Here is a 12093-nt window from a genome sequence, read left to right as displayed (position 1 = left end):
GCCGGTTTTCCGCTACGACGGGCGGCTCACCTCGTCGGACTTCTCGAACGTGACCGGCGTCTCGAAGGCCGCCCTGCGGGTCGCGCGGCGCAGTGCCTTCAGGACCGGGGTGCCGAGGGCGAGGGTCAGGACGACCGTCATGGCGGCGCGGCCACCGTCCCAGCCCAGCGACGTCGCCAGGCAGTAGGCGAGGAAGCGGGCCAGGTTGTCCGCGATCGACGCGTCCGGGTCGAAGGCGATGTTCGAGGCGAGGGTGTTCATGAAGGTCCAGCCCGCCAGGTTCATCACCGTGCCGTAGGCGAAGGCCGCCAGGAAGCCGTACGCCGCCAGCATCAGCAGTTCCGCGCGGCCGCGCAGGCGGTCGGGGCCCGGCAGCAGGCCCGCGCCCATCGTGAACCAGCCCATCGCCAGCATCTGGAACGGCATCCACGGCCCCACCCCGCCGGTGAGCAGCGCGGACGCGAACATCGTGACCGAGCCGAGGACGAAGCCGAAACCGGGGCCGAGGACCCGGCCGCTGAGCACCATGAGGAAGAACATCGGCTCCAGGCCCGCCGTCCCCGCGCCGATGGGGCGCAGGGCCGCGCCCGCCGCCGCCAGCACGCCGAGCATCGCCACGGCCTTCGGGCCCAGCACCGACTCCGAGATCGTCGCCGCCACCACCGCCACCAGCAGCACCAGCAGGCCCGCGAACAGCCACGGCGCGTCCTGCGCGTGCGCGTTGAGCGAGGCGTCCGGCGGGGCCAGGAAAGGCCACCCGAAGCCCGCCACGCCGACCGCGCTGACCAGTACGAGGGCGGCGACCGAGCGGGGGCCGAGGCGCACGGCGCGGGCCTGGCGCTGGGGAGGGGAGGCGCCGGTCACGACAGGGCCTCCCGTACCTGTGCCACGGTCAGCCACTTGCGCGGCGCCAGCACCTTGGCGACCTGCGGCGCGTAGGACGGGGAGGCCACCACCACGTCCGCCGCCGGGCCGTCGGCGATCACCTCTCCGTCGGCGAGCAGGACGACGCGGTGGGCCAGCTCGGCGGCCAGTTCCACGTCGTGCGTGGCCAGCACGATCGCGTGGCCCTCGGCGGCCAGACCGCGCAGGATGCGGGCCAGGCGGGCCTTCGCCGCGTAGTCCAGGCCGCGCGTCGGCTCGTCCAGGAGGAGGAGCGGAGGGCGGGCGGTCAGGACGACGGCCAGGGCCACGGTGAGGCGCTGGCCCTCGGAGAGGTCCCGGGGGTGGGTGTCGTCCGTGACGCCGGGGAGCAGCTCTGTGAGCAGGGCGCGGCAGGTGCCCGGGGCCGCCTCCGCGTCCCGGTCGGCGGCCGCGCACTCCGCGGCGACCGTGTCGGCGTACAGCAGGTCGCGCGGCTCCTGCGGGACCAGGCCGACGCGCCGTACGAGGTCGCGCGGCGCCGTGCGGTGCGGCACGGCGTCCCCGGCGCGGACCGAACCCGCCGACGGTTCGACCAGGCCGACGAGCGCCGAGAGCAGGGTCGACTTCCCGGCGCCGTTGCGGCCCATCAGGGCGACCGTCTCGCCGGGGGAGACGGTCAGGTCGACGTGGCGCAGGGCCTGGACACCGTCGCGGCGCACGGCGAGGGAACGCACCTGGGCGGCGTACGGGCTGGGGCCCGAGGTGGTCTCCGGGAGTTTCCGGCGGCGGCGCCAACGGGAGGTGACGGGGCGCGCGGCGGGGGGCGCCGGGAGCGGGGCGGACGGCGGCGGGGTGTGGTCCGGGATGTCCCGGCCGGCCAGGCGGTCCCGCAGCGGAGCCGCCCGGCGGCGCGCGTCCCGGATCGTCAGCGGCAGCGGGGACCAGCCCGCCAGCCTGCCCAGGCCCACCACCGGCGGGTACACCGGGGACACCGCCATCACGTCCGCCGGGGCGCCGATGATGGGCGCCGCACCGGGGGCCGGGAGCAGGACGACCTGGTCGGCGTACTGGACGACCCGCTCCAGGCGGTGCTCGGCCATCAGGACCGTCGTACCGAGGTCGTGGACCAGGCGCTGGAGGACGGCCAGGACCTCCTCGGCGGCGGCGGGGTCCAGGGCGGAGGTCGGCTCGTCCAGGACCAGGACGTCCGGGTGCGGGGTGAGGACCGAGCCGATGGCGACCCGCTGCTGCTGGCCGCCGGAGAGCGTGGCGATCGGGCGGGACCGGAGGTCGGCCAGGCCCAGCAGGTCGAGGGTCTCCTCGACGCGGCGGCGCATCACGTCCGGGGCCAGGCCCAGGGACTCCATGCCGTAGGCCAGTTCGTCCTCGACGGTGTCCGTCACGAAGTGGGACAGCGGGTCCTGGCCGACCGTGCCCACCACGTCGGCGAGTTCGCGCGGCTTGTGGGTGCGGGTGTCGCGGCCGGCCACGGTGACCCGGCCGCTCAGCGTGCCGCCGGTGAAGTGCGGGACGAGGCCGCCGACCGCGCCGAGGACGGTGGACTTGCCGACGCCGGAGGGACCGGCGAGCAGGACCAGTTCGCCCTCCGGGACCTCGAAGTCCACGTGCCGGACGGTGGGTTCGGCCGCACCGTCGTACGTGACCGACACGTCCTCGAAGCGGATCACGACGGCTCCTTCACGGCGGTCTGCGCGGATGTCTGCGCGGCGGTCTCGGGTGCGGGGGTGATGAACGCCGGGAGCAGGCCGACGAGTACGGCCGCCGCGGGCCACAGCGGGAGGGACGGCGCGACCAGGGGGACCACGCCCGGGTGCAGTGCCGCCGGGTCGCGGGCGGCGGCGAGGAACAGGAGCGCCGCGACCGTCGCGCCGGAGGCGGTGACCAGCCAGGCGCGGGCGTCCCAGCGGTCGGGACGGTAGCGGGTGCGGACCGTGCGCCGGCCGCCGAGCCACAGGCCCGCGAGTGCGGCGGCGACACCGGCCAGGAGCACGGGGACGCCGTACGTGCCGCCCGCCGCGGTCAGCAGTCCGTACGTGCCGGCGCAGACACCGAGCAGGCCGCCCAGGGTGAGGGCGGCGGTGGTCCGGCGGACCCGGGCCGGGACCCGGGCGGTACGGCCGTAGCCGCGGGCGTCCATCGCGGCGGCGAGGGCGACGGAGCGTTCCAGGGCGCCCTCCAGGACGGGGAGCCCCACCTGGAGCAGGCCCCGGACGCCGTGGTCCGGGCGGCCGCGCAGCCGGCGGGCGGCGCGCAGGCGCTGGACGTCCGCGATGAGGTTGGGCGCGAAGGTGAGGGCCACGACGACGGCGACGCCCATCTCGTACAGCGCGCCGGGGAGGGACTTGAGGAGGCGGGAGGGGTTGGCGAGGGCGTTCGCCGCGCCGACGCAGATGAGGAGGGTGGCCAGCTTCAGCGCGTCGTACAGCGCGAAGGTGAGGCCCTCCGCGGTGACCCGGCCGCCGAGACGGACGCCCTGCGCCCAGTCGGGGAGGGGGACTTCGGGGAGGGTGAGGAGGGTGTGGGTGCCGGGGACGGGGGAGCCGAGGACGGTGGTGAACAGGAGGCGGATGAGGAGGACGGCGAGGGCGAGTTTGACGAAGGCGCCGTAGGAGCGGGACCAAGGGGCGTGCGGGCGGCGGGTGATGACGACGTAGGCGGAGACGGTGATGAGGAGGGCGAGGAGGAGCGGGTTGGTGGTGCGGGTGGCGGCGGTGCCGAGGGCCAGGGCCCAGAGCCACCAGGCGCCGGGGTGGAGGGTCTCGCGGCGCCGGCGGGGGGTGGGGGCGCTTGCCGGCGCTGACAGGGTGCCTCCCCCGGAGGGGGTCCCCCCAGCGGCACGACTGCCCGCAGGGGGAGCGGCACAATGGCCCGCAGGGTTAGCGGGTTGCATTCCTGCGCCGCCTTGCCTGCCAGGTTGCCGCGCCGGCCAGGGCCGCCACGACGGCTATGCCCGCGTAGAGGCCGACCGACGGGCCTTCGTCGTCCTCCGCGGTGCCCGGGGCGGCCGTGGGCTTCGCGCTCTGCTGCTGTGACACCTGTTCCCCGCAGCCCGACTTCGGGTAGCCCGCGATCGCGCACAGCAGGGCGTTGGTGTCGTAGCGGAGGGGGCCGGCGACGGCGGCCAGGGCGTCGGCCGCCGTCGCGTCGGGGGAGACCTGCGCGCAGGCCGTGCGCGGGGCGGGCGGGGTCTCGCCGGACGGGGCGTCGGGTGCCGTGCCGAAGTCGAGGACCAACGCCACCCGTTTCTTGCCGTCCTCGGCCGGGGTCTTCGCGCAGATCGACGCGAAGTCCGCCGTGCCGCGCGGTCGGGCCGCGTCGCCCGAGTTCTCGCTCACCGCGAAGCGGAAGCCCTGCACATCGCCGTCGGAGGGGCGGACCAGGGACGGGCCCTGGGTGGCGTAGACCCACTTCCCGCCGTCGCGGTCCCAGAAGGACCAGTAGCGGTACCCGGCGGCCTGCGCCTGGCCCGCGGTCCCGGTCAGCAGGACCGCGGCCAGGAAGAGGAGGACGAGGCGGCGGGTGGTCACGGCTGCTGCTTCTTGTTGCGGTTGCTGAGCAGGAAGCCGATGCCGATGCCGAAGACCAGGCAGACGCCGACGAACCACCAGACGCCGAACGGGGAGTCGTCGTCCTTCTTCTCGTCCGACTTCTCGTCCGCGTTCGCGGACGCGTTGTCCTTCGCCGTCGCCCCCTGCGGAGCCGGTCCCGTCGCGTTCAGCTTCTCCACCAGGTCGGTGCCCCCGAAGTCGCGCGGGTCGGTGCCCGTGGCGTGGGCGGCGAAGATCAGCTGGGCGTAGGCGGCGGGACCGCTCTGCGCGGCCCACTTCGCGGCGTTCTTCTTCAGCCAGGCCAGCGGCTCGGCCGCCTTGTCCGCGCCGCCCTGCGCCGCGAGGGCGACGACGGCGTCAGCGGTGTTGCCGTAGTCGGGCTGGTCGGCGGAGCCGCCGAGGGCGGAGACCAGGTGGCCGTCCTTGGCGAGCGTGTCGGTGAGATACGCGGCGGCGTTGGCGGCGGCGCGCTCGCGGGTGGGCTGGCCCGCGTCGGCGCACGAGGCGGCGTCGGCCTTCTCACCGGCCTCGGCGACCAGGCCCTTGCCGAGCGCGCCGAGGACACCGGCGGCGGTCGCGTCCGCGTTGGCGAGCAGCTTGCCGTCCTTGTCTGGCTGGAAGGCGAAGGCGCCCGCGCCCTTGTCCTTCGCACAGGGCAGGGCGAACGTCAGCAGGGCGTCGTACGGGGACGCGCCGCCCTTCTCGACGTCCTCGGGGTTCGTCTCGGTAGCGGTCAGGGCGCCGATGACGACGGAGGTGGAGTTGGCGTCACTGGGAGTGCCGGGGCTGTAGCCCCAGCCGCCGTCCTTGTTCTGCACGGACTTCAGCCAGCCCAGGGCGTCCTCGATCACGTCGCCGTGCCCGCCGACGGCCCAGAGCGCCTGGACGGCGGCGGCCGTGTTGTTGGTGTCGATCGGCGTCTTGGCGTCGCAGGACTTGGCCGGGTCGGCGCGGAAGGGGGCGAAGGCGCCGTTCGCGCACTGCTGATCCGTGAGCCACTTCACGGCCGTCGAGGACGGGACCACGCCCGCCGTGTCCTGCGCGAGCAGCGCGAGGGACTGGCGCCAGACACCGTCGTACTGGGGGTCGGTGGTCCCGTACAGCCCGGACGGTGCGGACGCGGACGGGGAGGCGGACGGTGACGGATCGGCGGCGGCCGCGGGTGCGGTGGCGGCGCCGATCACGGCTATGGCGGCCAGAGCCGCGGCGCTGCTGCGACGGCGGACGTTCATGATCGGCGGGTGCCTTTCCCTGTGCGGGGCCCGGCAGCACGGGGCACCCCCGGCGGCTCGGCCCCGTATGCCTCGACGGTGCCCGCGCACCGGCGGGCGCCGGGCACGTGAGCCGGTCACATCCGTGCGGGGCAGTCCGGCTCACCGGCCGGGAGCCTCAAGGGGCTCGGCGGGCGGCTCACGGTTGCGGGTCAGCGCCGGAATTGCACCGGCTTCCCCCCGTACGGGTGATGACGACGCCGCCACTTTACCCGCCCCCCGGGGCCGGGCCGAGGGGCGGCCGGACGGGAGGAGCGGCCGGGGGATACGTTCCCGGCATGCGCACGGGGAGACTGATCGGGGCGGGGCGCACGGCCGACGTGTACGAGGCCGGTGCGGGGTGGGTGCTGCGGCGCGACCGGGAGGGCGTCGGGGACGCGGTGGCCGAGGGCGCGGTGATGGAACACGTACGGGCGCACGGCTACCCGGTGCCACGGGTGCGGCCTTCCGACCCGGAAGCGCCGGAGACGGACCCGCGCAGGGACCTGGTCATGGAGCGGCTGACCGGGCCGACGATGCTGCGGGCCTGCCTGGACGGGGCGTTGACGCCCCAGGACGCCGGCGGCATGCTCGCGCGGTTGCTGCGGCTGCTGCACCAGGTGCCCCCGTACCGCTCCGCCGGCCCGGGCGTGCGCGTCCTCCACCTGGACCTGCACCCGGACAACGTGATCCTCACGGCCGACGGGCCCCGGGTGATCGACTGGTCCAACGCCGAGGAGGGCGACCCCGGTCTGGACTGGGCCACGTCCGCGGTGATCCTCGCCCAGGTGGCGGCCGTCGGCGGCCCGATGGCCGAGCCCGCCGGAGTCATGCTGGCCGCGCTGCTCGCCGATCCGTCCGCCCTCACACCGGACGGTCTCGCCGAGGCGCTGCGGCGACGGGCAGCCAACCCCACCATGGGTCCGCAGGAGGTGGCGGCGCTGCCCGCGGCCGAGGAGCTGATCCGCTCCCGCCTGGGGTGAACCGCGGGGGCGGACGGCGGGGGTGAAGGGCGGGAGTGGACGGCGGGGGTGAAGGGCGGAAGCGGACGGCGGGGGTGGACGGCGGCGGCCCTCAGCGGTGCGCGGCCTCCTCGTCCCGCCCGGCCTCGGTCAGGTCGATCAGCCGGCACACCGTCTCGATGTCCACCCGTACCTGGGCCAGGGAGGTACGGCCGGCGAGCCAGGTGATCAGGGTCGAGAGCCAGGTGTGCTCGACGACCCGGACCGCCGACAGCTGCTCGGCGGTCGGGTTCTCCAGGCCGCCCATCGCGTCCAGGATGATCGCCGTGGTCTGCCGCGAGACCTGGTCGACCTCCGGGGAGACGCTGCGGTCGGCGAAGGTCAGGGCGCGGGCCATCGCCTCGGCCAGCCGGGGCTCGCGCTGCAAGGCGCCGAAGGCCCGCATCAGGGTCTGCGCCACCCGGTCCGCGGCCGTCTCGCCGGTGGGCGGGCTCTTGCGCAGGGTGCCGTGCAGCCGCTCCAACTGGTCGTGCATGGTCGCGACCAGCAGGTGCACCTTGGACGGGAAGTACCGGTACAGCGTGCCGAGGGCGACCTGCGAGGACTCCGCGACCTCCCGCATCTGCACCGCCTCGAAGCCGCCCCGGCAGGCCAGCTGCGCGGTCGCGTGCAGGATGCGGCGGCGGCGCTCCCGCTGCCGCTCGGTCAAGGGCGGTGCGGAGGAGCGGTGCGCCGGACCGGATGCCTCCGCCGCCTGGCCCGGGTGGTCCACCTCGCTCACCTTCTCCCCCGTGGCGTGAATCACCTGATCCACTCGTCACAGCCCGGCTACCTGCCGGTAGATTCGAAGCCGCTGACGATCAAGTCTGAAACTTGTTCTAGATTAACCTCCCGACGTAGTGTCGCGGGACAGCGCAGTGAGAAGGGGGCCCAGAGTGACCGCCGAGGCCAGTCAGAGGGGTCCCCGTCCGGAGCCCGCCGCCGACGGCTCGCCACCGCTGCGCATCGCACTCCTCACCTACAAGGGGAACCCGTTCTGCGGCGGCCAGGGCGTCTACGTCCGCCACCTCTCCCGCGAACTGGCCCGCCTCGGCCACCGCGTCGAGGTCATCGGCGCCCAGCCCTATCCCGTCCTGGACGTCCTGGACGGGCGCGAGGACCGGCTGTCCCTCACCGAGCTGCCCAGCCTCGACCTCTACCGCCAGCCCGACCCCTTCCGCACCCCGAAGCGCGGCGAGTACCGCGACTGGATCGACGCGCTCGAGGTCGGCACGATGTGGACCGGCGGCTTCCCGGAGCCGCTGACGTTCTCGCTGCGCGCCCGCCGCCATCTGCGGTCCCGTCGTGGCGACTTCGACGTCGTGCACGACAACCAGACCCTCGGCTACGGCCTGCTGGGCGACGTGGGCGCACCCCTCGTCACCACCATCCACCACCCCATCACCGTCGACCGGCAGCTGGAACTCGACGCCGCGGACAGCCGCAAGCGCCGCTACTCCGTGCGCCGTTGGTACGCCTTCACCCGGATGCAGAAACGCGTCGCGCGCCGCCTGCCCTCCGTGCTCACCGTCTCCGGCACCTCCCGCCAGGAGATCGTCGACCACCTCGGCGTGCGGGACGACCGCATCCACGTCGTCCACATCGGTGCCGACACCGACCTGTTCTCGCCCGACCCGTCGGTGCCCCGGGTGCCGGGCCGGATCGTGACGACGTCCAGCGCGGACGTGCCGCTCAAGGGCCTGGTCTTCCTCGTCGAGGCGCTCGCGAAGGCGCGCACCGAGCATCCCCGGGCCCACCTCGTCGTCGTCGGCAAGCGGCCCGCCGAGGGGCCCGTCGCCCAGGCGATCGAGCGCTACGGCCTCGAAGGCGCCGTCGAGTTCGTCAAGGGCATCTCCGACGCCGAACTGGTCGACCTGGTGCGCTCGTCGGAGGTCGCGTGCGTGCCGTCGCTGTACGAGGGGTTCTCGCTGCCCGCCGCCGAGGCCATGGCGACCGGCACGGCGCTGCTCGCCACCACCGGCGGGGCGGTCCCCGAGGTCGCCGGACCCGACGGGGAGACCTGCCTCGCGGTGCCGCCGGGCGACGCCGACGCGCTGGCCGCCGGGCTGAACCGGCTGCTGGGCGACCGCGAACTGCGGGTCAGGCTCGGCGCCGCCGGACGTGAACGCGTACTGCGGCACTTCACCTGGGCGCGCGCCGCCGAGGGCACCGTCGCCCGTTACCGCGAGGCCATCGGCTCCGCCCCCACGACCACCCCGAGGATCGTGCCCGCGACCCCGACCACCAGTGACACCGGCGTCTACCCCGAAAGCAGGGCCACGTGCTGACCGTCGACTTCTCCCGGTTCCCGCTCGCCCCGGGCGACCGCGTCCTGGACCTCGGCTGCGGCGCCGGCCGGCACGCGTTCGAGTGCTACCGGCGCGGGGCCAGGGTCGTCGCGCTGGACCGGAACGCCGAGGAGATCCGCGAGGTCGCCCAGTGGTTCGCCGCGATGGAGGAGGCCGGTGAGGCCCCGGCCGGCGCCACCGCCACCGCCATGGAGGGCGACGCCCTGGCCCTGCCCTTCCCGGACGAGTCCTTCGACGTCGTCATCATCTCCGAGGTGATGGAGCACATCCCCGACGACAAGGGCGTCCTCGCCGAGATGGTCCGCGTCCTCAAGCCCGGCGGGCGCATCGCGATCACCGTGCCGCGCTACGGCCCCGAGAAGGTCTGCTGGACCCTCTCCGACGCCTACCACGAGGTCGAGGGCGGCCACATCCGCATCTACCGGGCCGACCAGCTCCTCGCCCGCATCCGCGAGGCCGGGCTCAAGCCGTACGGCACCCACCACGCGCACGCGCTGCACTCGCCGTACTGGTGGCTGAAGTGCGCGTTCGGCGTCGACAACGACAAGGCGCTGCCGGTGCGGGCGTACCACAAGCTGCTGGTGTGGGACATCATGAAGAAGCCGCTGGCCACCCGGGTCGCCGAGCAGGCCCTGAACCCGCTGATCGGCAAGAGCTTCGTGGCCTACGCGACCAAGCCGCACCTGCCGCCGGTGGACGCCGCGTGACGACCTCGCGCTCGCCCCGCACTCCCCGTACCGAACACCTGGTCCTGCCCGGCGTCCTCACCGAGGCCGAGGCCGCCGCGACCGTCCGCGGCATCCTCGCCGTCCAGCGCGAGGACGGCGCCATCCCGTGGTTCCGCGGACACCACCTCGACCCGTGGGACCACGTCGAGGCCGCCATGGCCCTGGACACGGCCGACGAGCACGAGGCCGCCGAGCGGGCGTACGCGTGGCTGGCCCGGCACCAGAACCCCGACGGCTCCTGGTACGCCGCCTACGCCGACGGGGACTTCGCCGACGTCACCGACCGCGGCCGGGAGACCAACTTCGTCGCCTACGTCGCGGTCGGCGTCTGGCACCACTACCTCGCCACCGGCGACGACACCTTCCTGGAGAGGATGTGGCCCGTCGTCCACGCGGCGGTCGAGTTCGTGCTGCGCCTCCAGCAGCCCGGCGGACAGATCGGCTGGCGCCGGGACGACGACGGCACCGACACCACGGACGCGCTGCTGACCGGCAGTTCCTCCGTCCACCAGGCGCTGCGCTGCGCGCTCGCCATCGCCGAGCAGCGCGAAGAGCCGCAGCCCGACTGGGAGTTGGCGGCGGGCGCGCTGCGGCACGCCATCCGCCGCCACCCGGAGCGGTTCCTGGACAAGGACCGCTACTCGATGGACTGGTACTACCCCGTGCTGGGCGGCGCGCTGACCGGCACGGAGGCCAGGTCACGCATCCAGGAGAGCTGGGACCGTTTCGTGGTCCCGGGCTTCGGCGTGCGCTGCGTCGTCCCCAACCCGTGGGTGACGGGCGGCGAGTCGGCCGAACTCGCGCTCGCCCTGTGGGCGGTGGGGGAGTCGGACCACGCCCTGGAGATCCTCCAGTCCATCCAGCACCTGCGGGACGCGGACAGCGGCCTGTACTGGACGGGCTACGTCTTCGATGACGACGCCATATGGCCCCGCGAGCTGACCACCTGGACGGCCGGTTCGCTGCTGCTCGCCGTCGCCGCGCTCGGCGGGCACGAGGCCACCTGCCAGGTCTTCGCGGGCGACCGGCTGCCCAGGGGACTGGACCCGGACTGCTGCGTCTGAGCGGCCGGGCCCGGGGTCAGTGACGGCCGAGACGATTGGCGACGGCGTGTCCGACGAAGAGGTAGACGACCGCGGCCAGTCCGTAGCCGGCGACGACCCGGGCCCAGTCCTCGTCGAAGGTGAAGAGGTCGTGCGACCAGCCGGCCAGCCAGTTGGCCGCGTCATGGACGAACTGCACCAGGTCGTTGGCCCGGTTGGCGTCCAACAGGTACATCAGGATCCACAGGCCGAGTATGAAGGCCATGATGTCCGCGACGATCGCGATGGCCCGGCCGGCGGAGGTGGAGCCGTGGTATCTAGACATGCCTTCCGTATGGCCCCGCAGGCCCGGAGGAAACCTGTGCCGACGGCCCCCCGTCCGGAACCGGTTCCGGACGAGGGGCCGTTGAGGTGTCGGCGGCGTCGGCGCGATCAGCCGCGCTGGATGCCCGAGGTGTCCTGCAGGACGCCGCGACGGCCGTCCTGGGTCTGCGCGACCAGGTTGGCGCCGCGCTGCTCGACGGCCAGGTACCAGGTGCCCGGCGCCAGCTCGGCGATCGGCGTCGGGGAGCCGTCCTCCGCGAACAGCGGACGCGGCACCGGCACGGCGAACCAGAACGGGGAGAAGTCCCCGGCCGGCTGGGCCTGCGCCTGCTGCGGTGCCTGCGGCTGACCGGGCTGGGGCTGACCGGGCTGGGGCTGCCCCGGCTGCGGCTGGCCGCCGAAGGCCGGACCCGGCTGACCCGGCTGCCCGGGGTGGCCCGGCTGGCCGCCGTACGGCTGCTGCTGGGCGCCCGGGTAGCCGTAACCACCCTGGGGCTGGCCGCCGTAGGGCTGCGGCGCGGCCGGGCGGGGGGCCGGGATCAGGGTGCCCTTGAGGGCGGGGAGCAGCGGCGTGGCCACGGCCGCGGCGGCCATGAGCAGCGTGGCGATGAGGGCGAGGATCAGGCCGATCCCGGCCCCGATGTTGTCCAGGCCCCCGTCGTTGTCGAAGGCGCCCGCCGGGTCGAAGATGTTGCCGAGCGCGCACCACGCGGCGAAGACCGTGAACGCGGTGCCGAACTGGCCGAGGTCGAGACCGGCCACCTTCATGGGCTGCGGCATGGCGCGGTTCACGACGACGAGCGCGGCGCCGATGACGCCCGCCAGGACGACACCGAGCACGACCGAGCCACTGCCCCACAGGCTGGGGATCTCCGCGCTGTCCGGCGCACCGTCGATCGAGTAGATGTCGAGGAACGACGCGATCAACAGCAACACCGCTGCTCCGATCACCACGCCGTCGCCTCGAGTGAGCGAGCGGATATTCACTTCAGGTCCTTCGTAGGT

General features: G+C 74.3%; 12 protein-coding genes. 4 read left to right on the top strand and 8 right to left on the bottom strand.

Annotated features, from left to right (window positions below):
• Positions 1-12: 12 nt before the first annotated feature.
• Genes BZZ08_RS05255 through BZZ08_RS05235 form a run of 5 tightly spaced genes read right to left on the bottom strand, consistent with a single transcriptional unit; the run spans position 13 to position 5665 of the window.
• Positions 13-864 carry an ECF transporter S component gene (locus BZZ08_RS05255; RefSeq protein ID WP_104630948.1) on the bottom strand — a complete coding sequence of 284 codons (852 nt, stop codon included), beginning with the start codon at positions 862-864 and terminating at the stop codon, positions 13-15.
• Positions 861-2552, bottom strand: coding sequence for an ABC transporter ATP-binding protein (locus BZZ08_RS05250; protein WP_104630947.1), 1692 nt, complete (start codon positions 2550-2552; stop codon positions 861-863). The genes BZZ08_RS05255 and BZZ08_RS05250 overlap by 4 nt, the downstream gene beginning before the upstream one ends.
• The gene (locus BZZ08_RS05245; protein ID WP_241965384.1) at positions 2549-3775 is read right to left on the bottom strand and encodes an energy-coupling factor transporter transmembrane component T; all 1227 of its coding nucleotides are present in this window, start codon (positions 3773-3775) and stop codon (positions 2549-2551) included. Before BZZ08_RS05245 ends, BZZ08_RS05250 begins: the two co-directional genes overlap by 4 nt.
• Positions 3762-4412: an SCO2322 family protein gene (locus tag BZZ08_RS05240; RefSeq protein ID WP_104630946.1), complete on the bottom strand. Its 651-nt coding sequence runs from the start codon at positions 4410-4412 to the stop codon at positions 3762-3764. The genes BZZ08_RS05245 and BZZ08_RS05240 overlap by 14 nt, the downstream gene beginning before the upstream one ends.
• Positions 4409-5665, bottom strand: a complete 1257-nt coding sequence (locus tag BZZ08_RS05235) for a prenyltransferase/squalene oxidase repeat-containing protein (protein WP_104630945.1) — start codon at positions 5663-5665, stop codon at positions 4409-4411. Before BZZ08_RS05235 ends, BZZ08_RS05240 begins: the two co-directional genes overlap by 4 nt.
• Positions 5666-5982: 317 nt before the next feature.
• Here BZZ08_RS05235 and BZZ08_RS05230 point away from each other — a divergent pair, with 317 nt between their 5' ends.
• Positions 5983-6666, top strand: coding sequence for a phosphotransferase (locus BZZ08_RS05230; protein WP_104630944.1), 684 nt, complete (start codon positions 5983-5985; stop codon positions 6664-6666).
• Between the two features lie 91 nt (positions 6667-6757).
• Here the strand turns inward: BZZ08_RS05230 and BZZ08_RS05225 are convergent, their stop codons facing one another.
• The gene (locus BZZ08_RS05225; protein ID WP_241965386.1) at positions 6758-7417 is read right to left on the bottom strand and encodes a TetR family transcriptional regulator; all 660 of its coding nucleotides are present in this window, start codon (positions 7415-7417) and stop codon (positions 6758-6760) included.
• 163 nt (positions 7418-7580) lie between these two features.
• Between BZZ08_RS05225 and BZZ08_RS05220 the strand changes: the two genes are divergently transcribed.
• Genes BZZ08_RS05220 through BZZ08_RS05210 form a run of 3 tightly spaced genes read left to right on the top strand, consistent with a single transcriptional unit; the run spans position 7581 to position 10785 of the window.
• Positions 7581-8972: a glycosyltransferase family 4 protein gene (locus BZZ08_RS05220; protein WP_104630943.1), complete on the top strand. Its 1392-nt coding sequence runs from the start codon at positions 7581-7583 to the stop codon at positions 8970-8972.
• Positions 8966-9700: a class I SAM-dependent methyltransferase gene (locus tag BZZ08_RS05215; RefSeq protein WP_104630942.1), complete on the top strand. Its 735-nt coding sequence runs from the start codon at positions 8966-8968 to the stop codon at positions 9698-9700. The genes BZZ08_RS05220 and BZZ08_RS05215 overlap by 7 nt, the downstream gene beginning before the upstream one ends.
• Positions 9697-10785, top strand: a complete 1089-nt coding sequence (locus BZZ08_RS05210) for a prenyltransferase/squalene oxidase repeat-containing protein (protein ID WP_104630941.1) — start codon at positions 9697-9699, stop codon at positions 10783-10785. Before BZZ08_RS05215 ends, BZZ08_RS05210 begins: the two co-directional genes overlap by 4 nt.
• 16 nt (positions 10786-10801) lie before the next feature.
• On the opposite strand, the gene BZZ08_RS05205 is transcribed toward BZZ08_RS05210, so the two are convergent.
• Together BZZ08_RS05205 and BZZ08_RS05200 are read right to left on the bottom strand one after the other, a co-directional pair.
• Positions 10802-11089 (bottom strand): hypothetical protein, encoded by a 288-nt coding sequence (locus BZZ08_RS05205; protein ID WP_104630940.1) that lies wholly within the window; start codon positions 11087-11089, stop codon positions 10802-10804.
• A 107-nt stretch (positions 11090-11196) separates the two neighbouring features.
• Entirely contained in the window at positions 11197-12075 is an 879-nt protein-coding gene (locus BZZ08_RS05200; RefSeq protein ID WP_104630939.1) for a DUF5336 domain-containing protein, read from the bottom strand.
• Positions 12076-12093 lie beyond the last annotated feature (18 nt).

The organism is Streptomyces sp. MH60 (genome assembly GCF_002939385.1).
Taxonomy (GTDB): Bacteria; Actinomycetota; Actinomycetes; order Streptomycetales; family Streptomycetaceae; genus Streptomyces.
This window is presented reverse-complemented; position numbering and strand designations above follow the sequence as displayed.

What these genes read in the sequence shown, in the direction of transcription:
- BZZ08_RS05245 (WP_241965384.1), bottom strand. Translation starts at nt 3,775, where the DNA reads ATGCAACCCGCTAACCCTGCGGGCCATTGTGCCGCTCCCCCTGCGGGC.
- BZZ08_RS05235 (WP_104630945.1), bottom strand. Translation starts at nt 5,665, where the DNA reads ATGAACGTCCGCCGTCGCAGCAGCGCCGCGGCTCTGGCCGCCATAGCC.
- BZZ08_RS05230 (WP_104630944.1), top strand. Translation starts at nt 5,983, where the DNA reads ATGCGCACGGGGAGACTGATCGGGGCGGGGCGCACGGCCGACGTGTAC.
- BZZ08_RS05205 (WP_104630940.1), bottom strand. Translation starts at nt 11,089, where the DNA reads ATGTCTAGATACCACGGCTCCACCTCCGCCGGCCGGGCCATCGCGATC.